This is a genomic window from Pseudomonas sp. 18173 (assembly GCF_050432945.1).
Taxonomy (GTDB): domain Bacteria; phylum Pseudomonadota; class Gammaproteobacteria; order Pseudomonadales; family Pseudomonadaceae; genus Aquipseudomonas.
The window spans coordinates 19,437-41,148 of the sequence record NZ_JBKFTN010000025.1 but is presented as its reverse complement, the minus strand read 5'-3'; the positions used below and the strand labels follow the sequence as shown (position 1 = coordinate 41,148).

At 59.5% G+C, this 21,712-nt stretch carries 21 protein-coding genes; 14 read left to right on the top strand and 7 right to left on the bottom strand.

Annotated features, from left to right (window positions below; all coding sequences use genetic code 11):
- Nucleotides 1-19 precede the first annotated feature (19 nt).
- From ACLD1X_RS24020 to ACLD1X_RS23990, 7 genes are all read left to right on the top strand, one after another.
- Nucleotides 20-1,303, top strand: coding sequence for a cyanate transporter (locus ACLD1X_RS24020; RefSeq protein WP_429371928.1), 1,284 nt, complete (start codon nucleotides 20-22; stop codon nucleotides 1,301-1,303).
- 181 nt (nucleotides 1,304-1,484) lie between these two features.
- Nucleotides 1,485-2,255 carry an ABC transporter substrate-binding protein gene (locus ACLD1X_RS24015; RefSeq protein ID WP_429371926.1) on the top strand — a complete coding sequence of 257 codons (771 nt, stop codon included), beginning with the start codon at nucleotides 1,485-1,487 and terminating at the stop codon, nucleotides 2,253-2,255.
- 124 nt (nucleotides 2,256-2,379) lie between these two features.
- Nucleotides 2,380-3,069, top strand: coding sequence for an ABC transporter permease (locus ACLD1X_RS24010; protein WP_429371924.1), 690 nt, complete (start codon nucleotides 2,380-2,382; stop codon nucleotides 3,067-3,069).
- A complete protein-coding gene (locus tag ACLD1X_RS24005; RefSeq protein WP_429371922.1) occupies nucleotides 3,066-3,779 on the top strand; it encodes an ABC transporter permease in 714 nt (237 codons plus the stop codon). The genes ACLD1X_RS24010 and ACLD1X_RS24005 overlap by 4 nt, the downstream gene beginning before the upstream one ends.
- A gap of 25 nt (nucleotides 3,780-3,804) precedes the next feature.
- A complete protein-coding gene (locus tag ACLD1X_RS24000) occupies nucleotides 3,805-4,572 on the top strand; it encodes an ABC transporter ATP-binding protein (protein WP_429371920.1) in 768 nt (255 codons plus the stop codon).
- A 79-nt stretch (nucleotides 4,573-4,651) separates the two neighbouring features.
- On the top strand, nucleotides 4,652-5,845 hold the full coding sequence (locus tag ACLD1X_RS23995; RefSeq protein ID WP_429371918.1) for an amidohydrolase family protein: 1,194 nt from the start codon (nucleotides 4,652-4,654) through the stop codon (nucleotides 5,843-5,845).
- Nucleotides 5,846-5,885: 40 nt separating this feature from the next.
- Nucleotides 5,886-7,370 carry an amidohydrolase family protein gene (locus ACLD1X_RS23990; RefSeq protein WP_429371916.1) on the top strand — a complete coding sequence of 495 codons (1,485 nt, stop codon included), beginning with the start codon at nucleotides 5,886-5,888 and terminating at the stop codon, nucleotides 7,368-7,370.
- A gap of 19 nt (nucleotides 7,371-7,389) precedes the next feature.
- Here the strand turns inward: ACLD1X_RS23990 and ACLD1X_RS23985 are convergent, their stop codons facing one another.
- Nucleotides 7,390-7,803, bottom strand: a complete 414-nt coding sequence (locus tag ACLD1X_RS23985) for a hypothetical protein (RefSeq protein WP_429371914.1) — start codon at nucleotides 7,801-7,803, stop codon at nucleotides 7,390-7,392.
- Between the two features lie 306 nt (nucleotides 7,804-8,109).
- Here ACLD1X_RS23985 and ACLD1X_RS23980 point away from each other — a divergent pair, with 306 nt between their 5' ends.
- Nucleotides 8,110-8,880, top strand: coding sequence for a tetratricopeptide repeat protein (locus ACLD1X_RS23980; RefSeq protein WP_429371912.1), 771 nt, complete (start codon nucleotides 8,110-8,112; stop codon nucleotides 8,878-8,880).
- A 16-nt stretch (nucleotides 8,881-8,896) separates the two neighbouring features.
- Here ACLD1X_RS23980 and ACLD1X_RS23975 read toward each other — a convergent pair whose 3' ends face one another.
- Nucleotides 8,897-9,235, bottom strand: a complete 339-nt coding sequence (locus ACLD1X_RS23975) for a hypothetical protein (protein WP_429371910.1) — start codon at nucleotides 9,233-9,235, stop codon at nucleotides 8,897-8,899.
- 316 nt (nucleotides 9,236-9,551) lie between these two features.
- Between ACLD1X_RS23975 and ACLD1X_RS23970 the strand changes: the two genes are divergently transcribed.
- The 5 genes from ACLD1X_RS23970 to ACLD1X_RS23950 are packed head-to-tail and all read left to right on the top strand — an operon-like array spanning nucleotide 9,552 to nucleotide 14,580.
- Complete coding sequence (locus ACLD1X_RS23970; protein ID WP_429371908.1) at nucleotides 9,552-11,030, top strand: cytochrome c oxidase subunit II; 1,479 nt, start codon at nucleotides 9,552-9,554, stop codon at nucleotides 11,028-11,030.
- Nucleotides 11,031-11,073: 43 nt separating this feature from the next.
- Nucleotides 11,074-12,849: a cytochrome c oxidase subunit I gene (gene ctaD / locus ACLD1X_RS23965; protein ID WP_429372034.1), complete on the top strand. Its 1,776-nt coding sequence runs from the start codon at nucleotides 11,074-11,076 to the stop codon at nucleotides 12,847-12,849.
- Nucleotides 12,846-13,538 (top strand): cytochrome c oxidase subunit 3, encoded by a 693-nt coding sequence (locus ACLD1X_RS23960; protein WP_429371906.1) that lies wholly within the window; start codon nucleotides 12,846-12,848, stop codon nucleotides 13,536-13,538. Before ctaD ends, ACLD1X_RS23960 begins: the two co-directional genes overlap by 4 nt.
- A 6-nt stretch (nucleotides 13,539-13,544) precedes the next feature.
- On the top strand, nucleotides 13,545-14,249 hold the full coding sequence (locus tag ACLD1X_RS23955; RefSeq protein ID WP_429371904.1) for a heme-copper oxidase subunit III family protein: 705 nt from the start codon (nucleotides 13,545-13,547) through the stop codon (nucleotides 14,247-14,249).
- Between the two features lie 13 nt (nucleotides 14,250-14,262).
- The gene (locus ACLD1X_RS23950) at nucleotides 14,263-14,580 is read left to right on the top strand and encodes a cytochrome C oxidase subunit IV family protein (RefSeq protein ID WP_008017298.1); all 318 of its coding nucleotides are present in this window, start codon (nucleotides 14,263-14,265) and stop codon (nucleotides 14,578-14,580) included.
- A 32-nt stretch (nucleotides 14,581-14,612) separates the two neighbouring features.
- Here ACLD1X_RS23950 and ACLD1X_RS23945 read toward each other — a convergent pair whose 3' ends face one another.
- The 4 genes from ACLD1X_RS23945 to ACLD1X_RS23930 all read right to left on the bottom strand — a co-directional run bounded on the left by ACLD1X_RS23945 (nucleotide 14,613) and on the right by ACLD1X_RS23930 (nucleotide 17,241).
- On the bottom strand, nucleotides 14,613-15,173 hold the full coding sequence (locus ACLD1X_RS23945) for a magnesium transporter (RefSeq protein WP_429371902.1): 561 nt from the start codon (nucleotides 15,171-15,173) through the stop codon (nucleotides 14,613-14,615).
- 195 nt (nucleotides 15,174-15,368) lie between these two features.
- Nucleotides 15,369-15,659, bottom strand: a complete 291-nt coding sequence (locus ACLD1X_RS23940; RefSeq protein WP_429371900.1) for a hypothetical protein — start codon at nucleotides 15,657-15,659, stop codon at nucleotides 15,369-15,371.
- 154 nt (nucleotides 15,660-15,813) lie between these two features.
- Nucleotides 15,814-16,236 (bottom strand): MAPEG family protein, encoded by a 423-nt coding sequence (locus ACLD1X_RS23935; protein WP_429371898.1) that lies wholly within the window; start codon nucleotides 16,234-16,236, stop codon nucleotides 15,814-15,816.
- Nucleotides 16,237-16,287: 51 nt separating this feature from the next.
- Nucleotides 16,288-17,241, bottom strand: a complete 954-nt coding sequence (locus tag ACLD1X_RS23930; RefSeq protein ID WP_429371896.1) for a diiron oxygenase — start codon at nucleotides 17,239-17,241, stop codon at nucleotides 16,288-16,290.
- A 200-nt stretch (nucleotides 17,242-17,441) separates the two neighbouring features.
- Between ACLD1X_RS23930 and ACLD1X_RS23925 the strand changes: the two genes are divergently transcribed.
- A complete protein-coding gene (locus ACLD1X_RS23925) occupies nucleotides 17,442-18,398 on the top strand; it encodes an AraC family transcriptional regulator (protein WP_429371894.1) in 957 nt (318 codons plus the stop codon).
- Nucleotides 18,399-18,547: 149 nt separating this feature from the next.
- Here ACLD1X_RS23925 and ACLD1X_RS23920 read toward each other — a convergent pair whose 3' ends face one another.
- The gene (locus ACLD1X_RS23920; RefSeq protein WP_429372032.1) at nucleotides 18,548-21,490 is read right to left on the bottom strand and encodes a multicopper oxidase domain-containing protein; all 2,943 of its coding nucleotides are present in this window, start codon (nucleotides 21,488-21,490) and stop codon (nucleotides 18,548-18,550) included.
- Nucleotides 21,491-21,712: the final 222 nt, after the last annotated feature.

Genomic DNA, 21,712 nt, shown 5'->3' with positions numbered 1-21,712 from the left:
ATGTGGCTCGGCGACCCAAATGACCAAGGAAAACCTGATGACCAGTGACGTGACGCTGATGCAGCAAAAGGCTGCCGAGCCAGCACCCGCAGCAGTGGTTTGTACCGCTGCGAGCGTGTCGCGCACGGACAAGGTGTCACTGGCGGCATTGATACTGCTGGTGTTGCTGGGCCTGAATTTGCGGCCGTTTCTGACGTCGGTAGGGCCGGTACTCGATCTGGTCCGCGCCGACATCGGCCTCGATTTTCGCGCCGCCGCAATGCTGACCACCTTGCCCTTCGTGCTGATGGGCCTGATTGCCTTCATGGGCATCGGTGTCGCACGGCGCTTCGGCGAACGGCCGGCGTTGGCCGGCGCATTATTGTTGTTGATGCTCGGGTGCGCGTTAAGGGCCGTGGTTCAGGACGGCGCACAGCTGATTGCCAGTGCCGGAATCGCCGGCATCGGCGTGGCGATGATCCAGGCGTTGATTCCGGGTGTCGCCAAGCGTTGGTTCGCTGACCGGATAGCGCTGGTGATGGGGCTCTACTCGGCGGCATTGGTGGGCGGTGGGGCGCTTGGCTCGCTGGCCAGTACCTGGTTGAACGCCTATGGCGGCTGGAGACTGGGGCTGTCCATCTGGGCGTTGCCAGCGCTTGTCGTGTTCCTGCTTTGGCTGGTGTGTGCGCCACGCACCGCACCGGTGGCCGCTGGCGGACCTGCACCGATCCGGACCGCAAGCTTTTTCAAGAATCGCCGTGCCTGGCAGTTGGCCGCTTACTTCGGGCTCACCAACAGCGGCTACTCCAGCCTGGTGGCCTGGCTGCCGTCCTTCTACCAACAGCAGGGCATGAGCTTGCAGGCCTCGGGCAACCTGCTCGCGTGGTTGGCGATGTTCCAGGCGACGGCGGCGTTCGCGATGCCGATGCTCGCCCGCCGCAGCGCGGATCGGCGCGCGGCCTTGTGGCTGACGATTGCGCTGCAGATTGCCGGCTTCGCCGGCTTCGCGCTCGCCCCCAATGCCGCGCCGTGGTTGTGGGTCGCACTGGCCGGTTTCGGCCTCGGCGGGTTCTTCTCGCTCAGCCTGATTGTCAGCCTCGACCACTTGCCCAACGCACAAGCGGCCGGGACCTTGGCGGCCTTCGTCCAGGGCGTCGGGTTCCTGCTCGCCTCGAGTGCTCCCTGGTTGATCGGCTGGCTGCGCGATTGCGGTGGCAGCTTCATCACCGGCTGGTGGTTGCACATTGGCGTGCTCGCGGCGATGGCGGTGCTGACGATCAGGTTCTCCCCGGCGAGCTACCGACGCAGCATGCAAGGGGTGTGATGAATACTTGTAGGAGCGAGCCCTGCTCGCGATGTACTTGAGAGCACCGCGTGTAATCAGCAAACACGCGTAATCGTTAACGATCATCGCGAGCAGAGCTCGCTCCTACAGGGAGCGGTATTACATACGGGATCAGCCATTTTTTTAAAACCGCAATACCTACGCGCTTACGGAGAATAATATGAAAAAGCTCGCAGTTTCAGTTGTCCTGGCCTTGGCCGCCAGCGGCGTGTACGCGAAAGACTTGCAAGTCATTCGCTTCGGCGTCGACCCCACTTATGCGCCATTCGAATCCAAGGCGCCCGATGGCAGCCTTGTGGGTTTCGATATCGATCTTGGCAACGCGATCTGCGAACAGCTGAAGGTCAAGTGTGTATGGGTCGAGAACTCCTTCGACGGCATCATCCCGGCGCTGAAAGCCAAGAAGTTCGATGGCATTCTTTCTTCGATGAGCGTGACCGAGAAGCGTCAGGCGCAGATCGCTTTCTCCGACAAGATCAGTAACGTGCTGCCGCGTCTCATTGCGAAAAAAGGCTCCGTTCTGCAGCCAACGGCCGAATCCCTCCAGGGCAAGCGCGTCGGGATCGAGCAGGGTTCCACGCAGGAAACCTATGCCAGGACGTACTGGGCACCGAAAGGCGTCACCGTAACGACCTACCAGAACCAGGACCTGGTTTACCAGGACTTGATCGCCGGCCGCCTGGATGCAGCGCTGCAGTCTTCAGTGCAGGCCGACCTGGGTTTCTTGAAAACCGAGAACGGACGTGATTTCGCGTTTGCCGGCCCGGAATTGCGCGACCCGAAAACACTGGGTGTGGGAGCGGGGATCGGTTTGCGCAAGGAAGACAATGAACTTCGCGAACAGATCAACGGGGCGCTTGCCGAGATTATCAAGGACGGCACTTACCAGAAGATCTCCGACAAGTATTTCTCCTTTGATATCTACAACTGATTGATTTCAAGTCGCGGACTTGAAGTTCTTGCGAATCCAGACTTTTGCGGCATTCAAAAACAACAAAAATACGATTGAACAAGATAGCCGGCATCGCTGGGCTATCGAATTCAAGGAGAATGTAATGTCCTTGGCAGACTATGGGCCGCTGATCGCGAGTGGCACCTGGATGACACTGAAGCTGGCCACGTTATCGCTGCTGGCCGCGGTACTGATCGGGTTGGCAGGCGCCAGCGCCAAGTTGTCGGGTAACCGGTGGCTGCGCAATATCGCCACCCTCTATACCACGATGATACGCAGTGTTCCCGACCTGGTGACCATGCTGTTGCTGTTCTACAGCATCCAGATCCTTCTCAACCAGGTCACCGAAGGGTTGGGAATGGATCAGATTGACATCGATCCCTTCCTCGCCGGTGTCGCAACGCTCGCGTTCATCTACGGTGCTTATTTTACCGAGACCTTCCGCGGTGCTTTCCAGTCGGTCCCGCGCGGCCAGACAGAGGCGGCCATGGCCTACGGCCTCAGCCCATGGCAGGGGTTCTATCGCATTCTGTTCCCGCAAATGATGCGCTTTGCCTTGCCCGGTATTGCCAACAACTGGCAGGTCATGATCAAGGCCACCGCGCTGGTGTCGATCATCGGTCTGTCCGATATCGTCAGGGCCACCCAGGATGCCGGGAAGAGCTCCATGCAGCTGTTCTATTTCACCGTGATCGGTGCGCTGATCTATCTCGCCATTACCACGGTTTCCAACGGCGTCCTGATAGGGCTCAAGCATCATTACTCCGTCGGCATTCGGGAGGCTGACCTGTGATCGCGATTATCCAGGAATACTGGCAAGCGTATTTGTGGTCGGACGGCGCCAGCTTTTCCGGCCTGGCAATCACCTTGTGGCTGCTGGTGCTGTCGATCGCGATCGGATTTGTGCTGTCGGTGCCGCTGGCCGTGGCTCGCGTGTCGAAGAACCGCTTTATCCGGCTCCCCGTCTGGTTTTACACCTATGTGTTTCGTGGCACGCCGCTCTATATACAACTGTTGATCATCTACACCGGTGTCTACAGCCTGAGCGTGGTGCGCGAGCACGAATTCCTCGACATGTTCTTTCGTGAAGGCTTCAACTGCACGGTGCTGGCGTTCGCGCTCAACACCTGCGCCTACACCACGGAAGTCTTCGCTGGCGCGATCAGGTCGGTGCCCTACGGCGAGGTAGAAGCGGCGCGGGCCTTCGGCATGTCCAGGTTCACCCTGTACCGCCGCATCATCCTGCCCTCGGCGCTGCGTCGCGCACTGCCGTACTACAGCAACGAGGTGATCATGATGCTGCATTCGACCTCGGTGGCGTTCACCGCCACGGTGCCCGACATCCTCAAGGTCGCCCGCGACGTCAACTCGGCCACCTATGCATCGTTCGAGGCGTTCTTCATCGCCGCATTGTTGTACGCGGTGGTTGCGCTGTCGCTTGTCTGGCTGTTTCGTCGCGGTGAAACCCGCTGGCTGGCCTTCCTGAAACCCCAGGCCGCCTGAAGGCCGCATACCCAGGGTCAAACCCATGTACAAACTCACCGTAGACGATCTGTACAAGAAATATGGCAACCATGAAGTGCTCAAGGGCGTGTCGATCAAGGCCAGGGCAGGCGACGTGATCAGCATTATCGGCTCTTCGGGTTCCGGCAAGAGTACCTTCCTGCGCTGCATCAACTTCCTCGAGCAGCCGTGCGCCGGGCGCATCACGGTGAACGCCGAGGAAATCCGCACCGAGAAGGACAAGAACGGCGGGCTGCGCGTGGCCAACCAGAAGCAGCTGCAAAGCATGCGCACCAAGCTGTCGATGGTGTTTCAGCACTTCAACCTGTGGGCACACCTGTCCGTGCTGGAAAACGTGATCGAGGCGCCAATGCATGCGCTTGGCCTCAGCCGCGACGATGCGCTGGCTCGCGCGCGCAAGTACCTGGCCAAGGTCGGCCTGCCGGCGAGCATGGAGGCAAAATACCCCTCGCACCTGTCCGGCGGTCAGCAGCAGCGCGTGGCGATCGCCCGGGCGCTGGCGATGGAGCCGGAGGTGATGCTGTTCGACGAGCCGACCTCGGCGCTCGACCCCGAGCTGGTCGGCGAGGTGCTCAAGGTGATGCAGGCCCTGGCGGAAGAGGGCAGGACCATGGTGGTGGTGACGCACGAAATGGCCTTTGCCCGGGAGGTGTCCAACCATGTGATCTTCCTGCACCAGGGCAAGATCGAGGAAGAAGGCAATCCAGAGCAACTGTTCAAGCACACCCGCAGCGAACGGCTCAAGCAGTTCCTGGCCGGCAACTTGAAGTAGCTCTTCGGCTAACCCCTTAAAGAGTGCCCCCGCTGGTTATCTGGCTGCGGGGGCCCGCTCAAACAGTGATGAGGTTCAAATGACGTTCTGGTTGCGTAATGTCCGCCCCTATGGCGGCGAAGTCGAAGACTTGCAGATTATCGAGGGGCGCATCGGCGAGCGTCGGCCTGCCAGCAACAGTCCCGTCGCCGGCCCTGACCTTGACGGACAGGGTCAGTTACTCGTTCCGTCATTGGTGGAAAGCCACATCCATCTGGACAAGACTCTGTGGGGACAGCCATGGCGGCCTCACAGTGCAGGCCCCAACCTCAAAGCGCGCATAGCCAACGAACGGCAGATCCTGCGCGAGCTCACATCGCCCATTGCCGAGCGCGCCGGTGCCCTGCTGGAGCAATGCATCGCACGCGGCTCGCTGTTGTTGCGCTGTCATGTCGACGCCGACCCCGAGTTGGGTATCGAGCATGTGCAGGCCATGCTGGAGCTGCGCGAACGCTACGCCGACCTGGTGGATATCGAGTTCGTCACCTTCCCTCAGGTTGGCCTGGTCAACCGCCCCGGCGTTGAAGCCTTGATGCAACAAGCCCTGGAGCTGGGAGTCGAAGTAGTCGGAGGGCTGGACCCTTGCGGCATCGACAATGATCCCGTCGCCCACCTGTCGATCCTGTTCGAACTCGCGGACAGGTTTGATCGCGGTATCGATATCCACCTGCATGACGGTGGCGAGCTGGGGCTCTGGCAGATCGCTCGCATCGTGGACTTCACCGAGCGTTATCAGCGCCAGGGACGCGTCATGATCAGCCATGCCTTTTGCCTGGGCATGAAAGACTGGGCGCAAGTGCGGCCGTTGGCTGAACGCCTGGCGGCCAACCGGATTTCCCTCATGACCACGGCGCCATCGGATATTGCCATCCCGCCCTTTGCCGAGCTGCGCTCAGTGGGGGTCAACGTCTGCCTCGGTTCGGATGGCATTCGCGACGCATGGACCCCCATGGGTAATGGCGACATGCTCGAACGCGCGATGTTGCTCGCCTTGCGCTGCGGGATGCGAACCGACCCTGAAATCTGCGCAGCGTTCGAAGCCGCCGCCGGCAACGGGGCGCTGGCACTGGGGCGGAGCGATCATGGATTGGCGACAGGGCAAACAGCCAACCTGTTGCTGTTGCCCGCCGAGACACTCAGTGAAGCCGTGGTGGCGCGTCCGCTGGCACGGACGGTGATCAGCCGCGGAAAAGTCGTGGCGAAAAATGGCAGCCTGCTGCAGAGCCGCCTGTGACCCAAGACACTTTGCCCCCAGCCTCAACCGGATGCCCTGTATGACACATCGCGACGACGTGAATGCACACCTCAATAAAGTCGACCTGCTGATCGAGCACGGCGTGGTCATTACCGTGGACGAACAACGGCGCGTCATTGAGGACGGCGCAGTGGCCGTGCTCGGCAACCGTATCGTCGCGGTAGGGCGCACGGATGAACTGCGGGCGCGCTTCACGGCGGTAAAAATCATCGATGCACGCAACAAGGCGGTACTCCCGGGCTTGATCGACAGCCACGCCCACGCCGGCCACGCCATGCTGAAAACCATCGGCGGCGGGGAGGGCGATGCCTGGATGGAGGCGTGCGAGATCATCTACACCTCGGCCTCCGGAGTCGGGTTCTGGGAGGCCGACGCCAGGTTGTCGGCACTGGAACGGCTCAAATACGGCACCACCACCGGTGTGTCGCTATTGGGCGGAGGCGATTCGATCATGCGCGTCGACGACCCGGTCTACGCGCAACGCCATGCCCGGGCAATCGCCGACATCGGGACCCGCTCGGTGGTCGCTGTCGGGCCGTCGCGGGCGCCAGCGCCGCGCACCTATCTGGACTGGTCGACCGAACCGCCCACTCGGCGCGACGTCAGTTTCGAGAAGATGTTCGAGGTCTGCGAGGAAATCGCCAGGACTTGCGACGGAATGGGTGACGGCCGGGTGCGCATAGCGATCACGCTGCCGGTGTACGCGCCACAATACGAACCCGGCCATCAGGAGCTGGCTCCTTTGTTCCGTCAGCAAGCACAGGACTATCTGGCGCTGGCCCAGCGCCATGGCCTGACGTTCACCCAGGATGGTCATCGCGCCGGTACGCTGGCGCTGGCCCACCACGAGCTGGGCCTGCTCGGCCCGACTTCCTTCATGTCGCACTGCATTGACCTGACCCCGGAAGACATCGCCCTGTGCCGCGAGACACAGACCAAAATCGTGCACAACCCGAGCGCCATCATGTCGATCCTGGGCCGCTGCCCGGTACCGGAACTGATCGAGGCCAATGTCACCGTCGCCCTCGGCTCCGACGGCGCCGCCCCGGACCGTGGTTACGACATGTTCCGCCATATGTTCCAGTGCATGCACTACCACCGCCGCCATTTCCGCGACCCGGACATCCTGCCCCAGGGCAAAGTGCTGGAAATGGTCACGATCGATGCCGCCAGGGCACTGTCGATGGAGCATGAGATCGGCTCGCTGGAAGTCGGCAAGAAAGCCGACATCATTCTGATCGACCTGTTCAAGCCGCACCTGATGCCGATGAACATGCCGGTGCACCGTGTCACTTGCTTTGCCAATGGCGCGGACGTGTGCACCACCATCGTCGATGGCAGGATCCTGATGGAAGACTATGTCGTGCGCGCGGTCGACGAAGCGGCCGTGCTGGCCGCGGTGCAGGAGGAGTCGGAACGCATGCTGGAACGCAGTGGCTTGCGCCACCTGACAGAGGAAAAGCACAACCTCTGGCGGGCGGCACGGTATCACTCGGCAGGTTGATTAAAACGGTGTGCTGGCACTAGCGCCGATAGTAGCGGTGGTCGTCCTCGTAACGGTACCGCATGGCCCGATCCTGGTGGCGCTCCCAATAACGATCGCGTTCGGCTTCCCGACGGGCTTGTTCTCTACGCCACTGATCTCTATGCCACTGCTCTCTACGCCAGTCGTCCCGGCGCCAATCGTCCCGGCGATAGTGCCAACGGCCGTCACGCCAGTAGCGGTCGTCATGGGCCAGCAACGGCCCTGGCTGCTTGTCGACCATGCTGGCCAGGTTCGGCCAAGGGTTGCCGGCCGCCTGGACCGGAGCCTGAACGGCTGCGACTTCAGTTGTGAAAGCGGGGGGCGGGGTCTTCATTTGTGTTGCAGATGCCGAGCCCACCGCCGCGAGTGCGAACAGGCCGAAGAGCACCATCCGTGGGTCATGGAATTTCATGAACGAAGACAACCTCTGATTGACAATTGGACGAGTGGCCATCCGCCCGCGGGTTTGCGCTAACCGGGCGGATATGCCTATCCACATAGACCGATAAACAGGGAAAAGTTCTAGAGAGCCGCTGTTTAAATAGCTGATTGCCCTCCAGTGTTCGGCGCTTTTGAGGTATTGGCTGCGATGGTCTGTACTGCGGGAACTTCAGGGCACTGGCCAGGTCAATTGGGGCCCTGTATCGGAGAAGCCGAGCAGCGCTGGTGGCCTGTGTCTGGACAGTGCCGTCCGAGTTCAGTCGAGTCCGCCGCCCTGATGCCAACCAATAGTTTTCTACCGGGTCTCCTCCTGGCGTTCTGCGCCTTCGCGTCGCACTGTTCGGTTGCCGCCGAGCGAGGAGCAGCCACGCAAAGTAACCGCGCCTCTACCACCCTGATCGAAACCGCCTCGCGGCAGTATGAAAGTGGTCAGCTGGACCAGGCTGCCGCGACGCTGGAACGTGCCCTGCATATTCAGCCGAACAATCCCGCGACGCTGCATTACCTCGGTGTGTTGCGTCTTCAGCAGGGGCAGTACCAGCAGGCTGAAACTTTGGCACTGCGCTCGAACGTGCAGGTAGGAAGCAACGTCGAGTTACGCAACCGCAACTTTCAGTTGATCCAGGCGGCCCAGCGGGCTAAGGCCTCGAATACCCCAGCGCAAGCCAGCGAGGGCCTGGTTGCAGTGCAGAAGGGGCAGGATGAACAGGTCGATGCAGCACAGATCCAGGAAGCACAGATCGCGCCTGTTGAACAACCCGCTGCGGACACCGGGCAACACCCTGGCATCCTTGATCGCATTAAGGCTGCGTGGGCCTCGATTTCGCCGACGGCGGACAGGCCACAGCCTGAAGGAACAGCGCAAATGGCTTCCGTCGAGCCTGCGCCCGAGTACGGTGACGTCGTGATTCCCCGAGGCCATTTGCCGCCTCCAGGGAAATGCCGGATCTGGTTTCCTGATCGCCCGCCCGGGCATCAGCCAGCAGTCGGCAGCTGCAAGAAACTACGCCACCGGTTACCGCCGGGAGCCATACTGCTATACGGCTGAAGTTGCGGGTGAGCCGCTACTCAAGCAACTGATCGATCAACACCGCGTTGGTGTAGACCAGGCTGCCATCGCTGGCACGGTGCCCGACCAGGTGAAACTGACCGCGTTCGTGGTGCAAATAGACGCGCATACGACAGTCGGACAAGGGGGCGTATCCCTCGGGCATGATCAATTCCATGGTATCCATATCGACATCGACCATGGCTTCACGTTCGTGGGACTGCTGCAAGCGCTCTTCAGCCTGCTCCAGACGGACATGCAGAGGGCCGTCGACGTAAAAATGGATCTCACCGATCGGGATGGACTTCTGGTCGGGGCTGGGCTTGCACCAGCCTTCGATCGTCAGGGCACTCATGACGAAACCTCCGATGTGGATTGCTGGACTCTGTTAGTTATCGTCCCTGCTCATTGCGATTACTCATGTTTGACGACTGCACAAGGGCAGGGTTCGTTTTTTTTGGCTGCATCTGGCCGATCGCTGCCGTCCGTCATCAGAATCCAAGTATAGCTGGCAAGCGGAAGTCCCTTGCCAACCTCACGTTACAAGCCGATGGCTCTATACTTCTTACTGACTTTGCCGCCCCGACGGGTGGTATTTGTCTGGCCTGCTTGGATGTCAGTGGCGATGCTCTTGCATAACCAATGAACAACAGGAATAGGATGAAGAGCAAATGGCGATAGCAATTGTCCTGATACTAATCGTTATTGCATCCGTGCTATTCCACATACTTGCGCCCTGGCATGCGACACCGGCAGCGTCCAACTGGGGGTCCATAGACACCACCCTGTTCATCACCCTGGTCATCAGCGGAATATTCTTCATTGCCATCATCGTATTCATGGCAGTAGCGGTGATGCGCTTTCGTCACAAGGAGGGTGCCCGGGCGGCCTACCAGCCAGAAAACAAGAAGCTGGAATTATGGTTGATCATCGTTACCTCGATAGGTATTGCCGGGATGTTGGCGCCAGGCCTGGTTGTTTATAACGATTTCATCCGGGTGCCGAAAAATGCCTACGAACTTGAAGTGGTCGCCCAGCAGTGGCAGTGGGCTTTTCGTTTTGCCGGTCAGGACGCAAAGCTGGGCAGGTCGGATATCAAGTTCGTTGATCCGGGCAATCCCCTTGGCCTTGATCCCAAGGACCCGGCAGGGCAGGACGATGTACTTGTGATGAATAATGAAGTTCATCTTCCACTTGATCGGCCGGTGAAAGTCTTGTTGCGTTCCAAAGATGTGCTGCACGATTTCTATGTACCGCAAATTCGCAGCAAGATGGACATGGTGCCAGGGATGGTCTCGTACTTTTGGTTTACGCCGACCAAAACCGGAAAATATGAAACCCTGTGCGCCGAATATTGTGGTGTCGGTCATTACAACATGCGCGGCCATATGATCGTGGATGAACCGGACGCCTTCGATCAATGGCTCAAAGGCCAACCGACGTTTGCGCAGACGTTGACCACAGCTGCCAGGCCCAGCCGGGACAGCCTGTTGGAAAAAGGCCGCCTGCTGGTCGAGAAATACGGCTGCGGTGCCTGCCATAGCCAGGATGGCAGTGCCAGCCTCGGCCCGGGATGGAAGGGGCTGTACGGCCGCGCTGAAAAGATGGCCGATGGCTCCAGCGTGCAGGTCGACGAGGCCTACCTGAAAGAGTCGATCCTCGATCCGAAGGCCCGCCTGGTACAGGGCTACCCGCCGGTCATGGTGACCTATACTCTTTCTGACGATGAACTGGGTGCGATCGTCGCCCTGATCAAATCATTGGGTGCTGCGCCGCAGGGTGATCAAGCCTCTACTGGCGAAGCATCGGCCCCGGGTGAAGACCTGGTGGCGCAGGGCCAGCGGCTGGCCGGGTCGTTTGGCTGCCTGGCCTGCCACAGCGTCGATGGCACCAAGGGCGTCGGCCCCAGCTGGCAGGGCCTGTATGGCAAGACCGAAACCCTGGCCGACGGTACGAGCGTCAAGGTCGATGAGGGTTACTTGAAGGAATCGGTGCTTGATCCCTCTGCCAGGATCGTCAAGGGCTACGCAGCCGTCATGCCGGTCTTGAAGCCGAGCGACAAGGAACTGGACGCGCTGATCGCCTTTATCAAGTCCAAAGCGAATGCCGACGCTGATGCAAGCAAGGCGGAGCCAGGGAAGTCACCGTAAAGCAGCCAGGAACACACTGAAACTTCGCCAGGAGGATGACGTGATGGCCTATGCGGAGCAAGCCGAAACAGAAGCACTGCACGAGCCCAAGAGCTTCCTGACCAAATACATCTGGAGTCAGGACCACAAGGTCATAGCCGTTCAATATTCCCTGACGGCTCTGTTCGTGGGGCTTATCGCCGTGGTGTTGTCCGACTTGATGCGCCTGCAGATAGGCTTCCCCGGCAGCCTGGCGTTCATGGATGCCAGTACTTACTACCAGGCCATGACCATGCACGGCATGATCATGGTCATCTACTTGCTGACGGCGCTGTTTCTGGGCGGCTTCGGCAACTATCTGATCCCGCTGATGGTCGGCGCCCGCGACATGGTCTTCCCCTATGTCAACATGCTCAGCTACTGGTTCTACCTGGTGGCGGTCGTGGTGTTGCTCGCCAGTTTCTTTGTCCCCGGCGGCCCCACCGGTTCGGGCTGGACGCTTTATCCGCCGCAGTCCATTGCCCGGGGAACACCGGGGGTCGAGTGGGGCATCGTGTTGATGCTCGTCTCACTGGCGATCTTTATTGTCGCCGCCACCATGGGCGGGCTGAACTACGTCACCACGGTATTGCAGGCGCGCACCCACGGCATGACCTTGTTTCGCATGCCGCTCTCGGTATGGGGAATCTTCATGGCCTCGATCATGGCTTTGCTGGCTTTCCCGGCGTTGTTTGTCAGCGCGGTCATGATGCTGTTCGACAAGCTGCTGGGCACCAGCTTCTTCATGCCGGCGATGGTCTCGCTGGGGCAGACGCTCGATCACCAGGGCGGCAGCCCGATCCTGTTCCAGCACCTGTTCTGGTTCTTCGGCCACCCGGAGGTGTACATCGTTGCGCTCCCGGCGTTTGGCCTGGTCTCGGACCTGATCAGCACCCATGCGCGCAAGAATATCTTCGGTTACCGGATGATGGTGTGGGCCATTATCGCGATTGGCGTACTCAGCTTTGTGGTCTGGGCACACCATATGTACGTCAGCGGCATGAACCCGTACTTCGGTTTCTTTTTCGCCGTCACCACCCTGATCATCGCGGTGCCGACCGCGCTGAAAGTCTATAACTGGGTGCTGACCCTGTGGCGCGGCGACATCCATCTGACCGTGCCGATGCTGTTTGCCCTGGCCTTTATCGTCACCTTCCTGGTGGGCGGCCTGACCGGGTTGTTTCTCGGCAATGTGATCGTGGACATTCCGCTCTCGGACACCTATTTCGTCGTGGCCCATTTCCATATGGTCATGGGCGTCGCGCCGGTATTGGTGGTGTTCGGCGGCATCTACCACTGGTTCCCGAAAATAACCGGGCGCATGACCAACGACATCCTGGGCAAGCTGCATTTCTGGATTACCTTCCTGGGCACCTATGCCATCTTCTTCCCCATGCACTACCTGGGATTCCAGGGCATGCCACGCCGTTACTACGCCTATGAAAACTACGCGTTCATCCCGCAGTCGGCGCAAGAGTTGAATGCCTTCATAACGGTGGTCGCCTTGATCGTCGGCGCTTCCCAGTTGCTGTTCGTGTTCAACCTGGCCTGGAGCGTATTCAAAGGCAAACCCGCAGGCAGCAACCCCTGGGGCGCGGCGAGCCTGGAATGGCAAACGCCGGACACCCCGCCGGTACACGGTAACTGGGGAGCCAAGCTACCGGTGGTGCATCGCTGGGCCTATGACTACAGCGTGCCCGGGATAGAACAGGATTTCGTGCCGCAAACGGTCTCTGCCGAGGAGCTGGAGCAAATGCGCCAACTCAGTGCCGGAACCAGTACCGCGGACGTCAAGCCATGAACAGGCTGCTATTGAGGAACGCCGACGGTGCGGACCCCGGCGGCAGCTGGAGTCGCGATCCCGAGGGCATTCAGGCCGGCGAGGGTGGTGATAGAAGCCACATCGCAAGGTTTGGCCTGCGCTTGTTTCTGGCGGCGGTGAGTTCGTTGTTCATGCTCTTCCTGCTCGCCTTTATCGCCCGCTCGCAAATGGCCGACTGGCTGCCCCTGACAGAACCCATGGCGCCGCTGGCCCATCCATGGCAGCTATGGGTGAATTCGGCTTTCCTGGTGTTGAGCTGCATCGCACTGCAGTGGTCGCGCAAGGCCGCCCGCCGGGCTCGAATGGACGCAACGGTCATCGGTTTTGTATTGGGCGGAGGGTTTGCCATTGCCTTTCTGGCGGGACAGCTCTGGGTCTGGCAGCAGTTTGTCGCCTGGGGCTACTTTGTCGCCAGCAATCCGGCCAACAGTTTTTTCTACCTGTTGACCGGCGTGCACGGCCTGCACCTGCTGGGCGGTTTGACTGCCTGGCTCAGGACCGTCGCTAAATTCCTGCGTCATGTGCCGTTGCCGCAACTGAGCGCCAGCATAGAACTCTGTGCCATCTATTGGCATTACCTGTTGGGTCTGTGGTTCGTGCTGTTCGCGCTGCTGACCAGCACGCCACAAACCTATGAAGCCATCGCCAGATTCTGCGGCCTGAGGTGAAACACCATGGCATCGCACCCGCACGTCCCAGTCGAGTCCAATCCACAAGGCTTGCCGCCCGCTCCGGGATGGGCGGGCATCGCCAGCGATTGGTCCTCGGATAAGGAGGCCTTCAAGCAGGTCCACTGGGGCAAGGCGATGATGTGGATATTCCTGCTCAGCGACACGTTTATATTCAGCTGTTTCCTGACCGGCTACATGTCGGTTCGCATGACCATCACCAGTGCCTGGCCGAACCCCAGCGAAGTCTTCGCCTTGACGATCGGCGGCAGGGAAATCCCGCTTATCCTGATCGCCATCATGACCTTTGTGCTGATCAGCAGCAGCGGCACCATGGCCATGGCCGTCAACTTCGCCTACCGCCATGATCGCGCGAAAACCACGGCCCTGATGCTGGCGACCGCCGCCCTGGGCGTGACCTTCGTCAGCATGCAGGCGTTTGAATGGAGCAAGCTCATCGCAGAAGGGGTGCGCCCCTGGGGGAACCCCATGGGCGCCGCGCAATTTGGCGCCAGCTTCTTCATGATCACCGGTTTTCACGGATTGCATGTATCAATCGGCGCTATCTATCTCAGCATTGTCGCGCGCAAAGTATTGCGCGGAGACTATGACCACTCAGGTAACTATCAGAACGTCGAGATAGCCGGGCTTTACTGGCACTTCGTGGATCTGGTGTGGGTGTTTATTTTTGCTTTCTTCTATTTGTGGTAGAGGAGCGCGAGTGATGGCACATGCTCAGGGTCAGCAACATCCAATCAGTTTGTACCTGAAAATCTGGGGACTGTTATTTGTCCTCAGCACGATGTCGTACCTTGTCGACTACTTCCACTTCCATGGCTACCTTCGGTGGTTCCTGATTATCACGTTCATGTTGTTGAAGGCAGGTTTGATTGTCTCCATCTTCATGCACATGGCGTGGGAGCGGCTGGCCATGGTCTACGCGATATTGGTACCACCCTTGTGTCTGCTGGTACTTGTCGGACTCATGGCCACCGAGGCGGATTATGTGTTCCTCAGCCGGGTCATCTTCTTCGGTCAATAAGCCGCTTCCGGATGGCCTTGAGCCTGCGGGTGCTAACCCGAGATCACTCGTTTGAACTGATGCCATTTGTGCTGCCAGGCCACAGTCCAGTGGGGGGCTGCCGCTCCGGTGCCGGCGACCGTAAGCTTTGGATGATGGCCGATGACCTGGTCCAGTATCGGCTCCTGGTTCGCTTCAACATCCACGAAGAAGATATGTTTACCTTCTTTGACCACCTGGCTGAAATTGCGGAAGTGAGTGTTCGGCACCTGGAACCCGAAGAAACCGCCTTCCCAGATGCAGAAGCCAAAAACAACGATGGCAAGGAAGATGAAAGGCATCCAGCCTACGGCGGATTCGGTCCAGCCCATCCAGTAGGCGCCGAGCAGCACCAGCGCTGCGAGAGGTATTCCAATCACCGCACCAATCTCACCGGAGTGAACAGCATCCTGTTCCATTAACGAGTTAACCTCGTGGAGGTGATGTTGTTCAACATCAGCAACTTTTTCACTGAGTACATGAATCTGTTCGGAGTTGATGCCGCTGGCTTCAAGTTCATATTCAACGCTTTCAAGATCGTTGAGATTGTCACTGATGTAATAGTGTCGATTCATGCCACACCTCCCATCTAGAGTTTGCTGTAGACCTCCTCTGTCAGGCAGCCGTTGACCAGTATTTGCAGTCTTTATCTGTACCAAGGGTAACGTTGCACACTTCGTGCAATCTGATCGAATTATAGCACTCGCCGGCAGGCGGACCCGTCGGTAACTTGCGACTGCGCCAGTATCGTGAGATCAATCGGACGCATGCTAGTTGATCTGCACAATGACCGGACCTTCGGTTACGATCGGCGGGTTTGCGCGGATATTCGAGGTGTTTTTCTGAATCCACTCACGCGCGACTTTCGAACTCGCATCACTGCCGGCCTTGTCCGTGCAAACGGTCACCGACGTACCACCGTCACCGGTATTGAGCAGTGTGTAGCTCACCAGGCCAGGCACTGTGCGCAGGGTGGCTTCGATGTCGACGTTACGCTCTTCCAGAAGCTCGAAAAGCTGTTTTGCACCCGTTCCCAGGTAGGTTCGTATAACCGCATACATGGTCGTCTCCTTGGGGAGTAACGATCCGTTGATTGCCGCAATCACTCAAGTTTGAGTTCATCCTGATTTACTAAGCTTAGTCAAACGCCAGCAACAATCGAAACGCAACGACCACCGGCCACCCCTGGCCGTTATCTGACGATCGCTGAGCAGTTCATGCTCCATAACAAGCGGCTATTGCAATAAGCGCGAGAAAGCAGACCAACTGAACGCAAAAGAAGGAAAACCGAACTGCCACGAACCTGTTGGTTTGCACATGGGATACGTGAACCAATGACTGGCACACGCGAGCGATCAGCACGAGTATGGACAGGTAGTTCACTGCCGGGCCGTTGATATCAAGAGCGGAAATCACGAACACGATGACGGCAAAGACTGGCAGGTTTTCCACGCAGTTGGCGTGTGCCCTGGTCCCGCGCTGGTACCAGTCCGCGCCTTCGAGCCGGTCGCTTCGGAAAGAGGCGATCGGCGCACTGGAGAACAGGATGGCGACCCAGCGGTAAACGCCGACGGTTGCCATCAACAGCAGCAAAGTCCAGGTCGCAAACCCAAGCAGCATCCACATCGGTATCGTCATGGCCGCCATCCTCGATAGATCGTTATCCCACTGTCGGTCGGTCGCTGCCGATCAATTGTTCATGATGGGGGCCAGTGCGGTCTGAATCCTGGACAGCTGCGCAGGCGTTGTCATGTGCGTCAGCAGCCGACCAAAGTGCGGATGCTGCACACCCGAGATGATGTATTGCCAGCGGTAGGCGCCCAGCACACCGGCTTTGATTTGCGCTGTCTCATCGGCGCTGAACGATCGTGAAGCATGACCGATGAAATAGTCGGCATCGGATGCCGATTGGGCTTGCAGGATGGCGTCGACGGCCGCCACCAGCGCAATCAGGTCATTCACCGCCTGGTCGCGCTCGGCCGGTGACAGTTTCGCGTGCTCGGCCTGCCACTCCAGTTCATCGAGTACGACGTGTCGGCTCTCATCCATCCAGTGAAATTTGAAAACGTCCTTGAACAGCGGGCACAACTCTTCGCGCGGCGCGATGCTCTGTACGTAATGCGCCTGAACGAACAGCTCGATATGACAGGTCAGCGCCAGTACCGACCAGGTGCTGGCCGCCAGTACCGTGCGCGCCACGTCGTTTGGATCGGCCACTTGACGATAGCCTGCGGGCAATTGCGAACCCATCATCGTCTCCATGCGCCGGAACAACGCCTGGTGCTTGATCTCGTCGTTGGAAAAGCGCACCAGCGCCTCGAGTGCGAGTTGATCGTCAAACACATGGGCCCGACCTTGATCGAGCATTTTCGCGCTGATAAATCGCTCCACCAGGCCAAAGACATACGCGTAGGTTCGGCCCTGAATCTGACTGAGCAGGCGCGCCTCAGGTGCGGCGAGAAAAGTCAGGCGGTCGACCTGCGACAACCCGTCGGGCAGGAATTTTCGCGAGAAGTCGAAACGCCGGTCCTGGAGCAAATCGCGATCGATCTGCCATTGGTTCTTTTCTGATGACCGGACAATCCGCGCATAACGGGCAGCGTTGCCTGACTCTGAGCCGGGCAGGGTAGCGATGGTGTTCATATGGATCTCCTGTAGCCCTGGTTGAATTGCAATGGGGGCAATTACGGTTGACGCCGGAGCCAATGACCTTGGGTGAAGCCTCTGGGAACAGTCTTGATCGCTGAGTCCGCGCTGGTGCTAATCTAGGTCTCGCGGTTCGGGCGGCAAATGACCGGTGCGCCTGATTACATGCTCCGGACTCCGGAAAGGAGGGCTGGCAATTGCTGGACGCGCTTTCTGATGTTTTGCGAGTGATTCGGCTGTCTGGAGGAGTGTTCCTCGAGGCGGAACTCACTGCGCCCTGGTGCATCAACGGCAGACTCTCGGCGGATGATTGCAAGCCGTTCCTGGCAGTACCCCGGCATATCATTGCGTCGCATTTTGTCGCGGCGGGGCACATGCAAATACGCGTCGACGGTGAAACCGCCATCGAGGTGGGGCCAGGCGAACTGGTTCTGCTGCCGCGCAATGACGCTCACGCTTTTGGCAGCGACCTGAGTGTTGCGCCGATGCCGGCCAGAGAAGTCATTCAGCCACCGGACGTCGGCGGGATTTCACGGATCAAGTACGGCGGGGATGGCGAGGCCACGCAGTTGTTGTGCGGGTTCCTCGGCTCTGAAACACCTTTCAGTCCGTTGCTTTCGTCGTTGCCATCCTTGTTGAAACTGGACGTACGCGCGACGGCTTCCGGTGCGTGGATCGAAAGCTCGTTCCGTTTTGCTGTCAGTGAGATCGCGGCGGGGCGCGTCGGTTCGGCAACGGTCATCGCCAAGTTGTCCGAGCTGCTGTTCGTCGAAGCCGTCAGCCAGTATGTCGCCAGCCTTCCCGCCGAGCGGCGCGGGTGGCTGGCGGGTTTGCGGGATCGGCATATCGGCCGCGCACTGGCGCTACTCCATGCGCGTCCGACCGAAAGCTGGACTGCAGAAGCCCTGGCGCTTGAAGTGGGCATGTCGCGTTCGGTTTTCGCGGAGCGATTCACGGCGCTGGTCGGACAGCCACCGATGCAATACCTGACGCTCTGGCGCATGCATGTGGCCGCTCAACACCTGCGCGAAGGTCGCGGCAATGTGGCGCAAATCGGTTTTGCAGTCGGCTACGAATCCGAAGCGGCGTTCAGTCGCGCCTTCAAACGCCAGTTCGGCACATCCCCCGGCACCTGGCGCAGACAATCGGCTTGAGAAGGACCCGTGCCGGAGGAATCCTGAAAAAGCCAGGCAGCAACCGAGCCCAAAGCCGCCTGTGATGTCAGACGGCTTTGGGTTGAAACGGTCATGCAAGCGGCTTTTTGCGTTTGCTGACGACATGACCAGCTGTTTGATGGATGACGCTAGCCTTTACCACCGCTGCCTCTGCCGCTGCTGCCATCATCACTACCGCCTCTGCTGCTGCCACTGCTGCCACTGCTGCCACTGCTGCCACTGCTGCCACTGCTGCCACTGCTGCCACTGCTGCCACTGCTGCCACTGCTGCCACTGCTGCCACTGCTGCCACTACTGCCACTACTGCCACTACCACTGCTGGCTCCCTGGATAACGTTGACCTTGACCTGTGGTCCGACGCCATCCCCGGTACGGAATGTAGGCAGCGCAACCGAGTCCACGAATTTCACGCCGTCCCAGCTGGGCAACGGTGTGGGCATCAACTGGAACTGGCCCGGGTGCTCGGAGTCCCAGCGCAGCAGCATCGAGGTGTCCTCATGCTGGGTGTTGTGGCAGTGCTCCATGTAGGTACCGGCAAACTCGCGAATGCGTATGGCCATTTCGACATTGTCGAGGCTGTCAGCGCTGTCGCCTATACGGTAGACGTCTTTACGCGCGCCTTTTTCCCATTCGGGTGGTGGTTTGCCACCGCGACTGAGGATGACCCCTTCCTCGAAGTGCACGTGCACCGGGTGACTCCAGCCATTGCCGCCGTTCTGGATCTTCCAGATCTCCAGCGTGCCTTCACCCTTGAACCCGGCCGGTGTCGGGCCATTGGCCAGTTGTGGCGCAGCGGAAATCCGCCGCGGGTCCATGTTGAAGCCCGGGCCGCCATCGGTCTTGATCGTCCAGGGCGTCTCATCGGTGCCATCGGAGCGGCCAAAGATAAAGGTGCGGTGCCGCGCCTGGGCAAGCCGGGCGATATCGGCAGGGTCATCACGGTGCAAGGGCAGGGGGATCATGAACTTGCCTTCGGGCTTGCCAGGCTTGGCAGGCTCGTAGTCGACCGGGTTCAGGCTGACATCCTGGCCGGTGTAAGGCTGGACGTTCAGTTGCAGGAACACGCCCACCCCCGGATCACCGTTGATCCACTGTGGCCCGTGACTGGTTGGCCTGACCACGGGCAGGTACTTCCCGGACAGCACATCGCCCAATGGAACGTCACGATTGGGGCGCTTGCCGTTTTGATGCTCCTCGATATTGACGAAGTAGATCTTGTCGCCTGGCTTGATGCCGTTTTTCGCGAAATCGACGACGATGTCATAGCGTTCGGCAATGCCCAGGATCGGCAGGATGGCATTGTTGTTCTGTGTGTCGCCGTCGTGGTCGAGGTCCAGGCTGCCGTCGAAGGGTATCGCGTGCTCCATGAGGTTGCCGTCGTTGGCAATCATGTGGAACGGCACGCGGATATAAGACACGCCGGAACCTGCCGGACCGGGGAACTCGCCACCATTACCACTGACCTGACGCACCAGCGCGAACTTGAAGTAGCGGGATACCGATCCATCGAGAATGCGGAAACGGTAGCGGCGGGCACGTACGTCCAGGAAGGGCTTGTACTCCCAGTTGGTCAGCACCTGGTCACCGAGAAAACCGTCGGTGTTGAAGGGGTTGAACCACAATTGGCCGGTCTTGTCCCAGGCCTTGTCGGCGATCGTCAGGTTGATGTCATAGTCGCGGTTACCCCAGCCCAGCGCCGAGCCGCTGGGCAAGCGCAGGTTGACGCCGTCGTTGACCGACTCGTTGCCACGGTCCACGGCGCTGTAGTAGTTCATCATCACCGCGTTGCCCTTGTAGACATTCTGCGCGGTGAAATCGAGCATGTGGTCGTGGAACCAGTGGGTGCTCATGGTTTCGCGCCAGTCGCCACGGATCTTGATGGTGCCGTTGTTGCACGTCTTGAAGCCGGGGCTGGCGTCGTTGACGAACAGGGTTTCACCGGGGTCGCACGGGAACGCTGCCCGTGGATCCTCGGCCTTGGTATTGATGGTGTCGTAACCGGCCAACTGGATCGGCCAGCGATAGTCGTAGTACTGGCCCGGGAAGAAGAACGCGTTGGTAAAACCGTCGCTTTCCGCAGGCGAGTGGCCGTTATGTTCGTGGGTGGTGAGGGTGTGCAGGCCAAAACCGCGGTTGGCCGCCGGGTCGATGGGCAAGGCATCGTAATGACGCATCAGCATCGCCTGGCCATAGCGTACCTGGAGCAGTTTGGGCGGAAAGGTGCCGTCGAACGTCCACAGCGCATTATGGTCCTGGACAGGGAGGTTGGGGTGAAACTGCACTTGAATGCCCTTGGTGGTGCCCTCGTTGGCCGGGTCGCCGTTGGTGTTGTGATAGAGCCCGCCTGGCCCGAATTCTCCGACGGCGTAGTTATGCCGTTGCATACGATCACGCAAGCCGCTGTTGACGTGCGCGCCGGCTTGCACAGTCTTGAAAGCGTTGCGCGGGAAAAATTCATTGAAGCGCTGGTGCGCCCAGCCTTTTCCCGGTGGCCGGCCTTCTGCAGGCGAACCGACCCGGCGATTGAGGAAGGCCTCGATCTGCGCCTTCCAGGGGTTGTAGTCCAGCACATTGGAGAACTCGCTCGGGAAGGGCGTCAATGCCGGCTGCCTGAGAAAGGCATCCAGCGCATCCGGCGACGGGCCGCTACGCGCCACAAACAATGGATCTTGCGCTGGTGCGGGGCCCACCGTCGGGACCGGAAACGGCACGGGTGATGGCGGGTCGGCTGCATTGAGCTTGTTCGAACCGAACTCCTCGAACAGTTCAAGTTTCTGTGTGAACGGTTGAGCCCCGAACAATGGGCTGGCATTCCCGTTAGTGGGGATATTGAAGCTGGTCTGCAGATTGGGTGGCAGCACATTGTCGGCCAAGGGCGTCTTTCGGTTACCGACCACGCCATTGGGCAAATCGAAGGCGCCGACGTTTGCCGGAGGCTGCTTGAGCAAGTTGCTCAATGCGGCATTGGGGTCGGCGGGTGGATTGGTGAACGCCGATGGATCGGTAGGAGGCGGTTGATCAGTGTTGTCGAGGGGGGCTGCCTGGGTGTGGGACAAGCCCAACCCCAGCATGATCGCGGCAGCAGAGATACTCAACGCCAGCCTGGTTTTGAACAATGGACTAGGAGTCAACCTTTCGGTATCCAGTTTCATCGCAAACACCTCTGACGGGTTCCGCAGAGCGCGTGGCAATGCATGGGTAACGAGCCACGGCTTTCTGGTCGGCTGGCGAAACATTTTGTTACGAGCCGGGATGTCGACGACGCAATTTTTCTGCCAAAAGTGAAAGGAAAT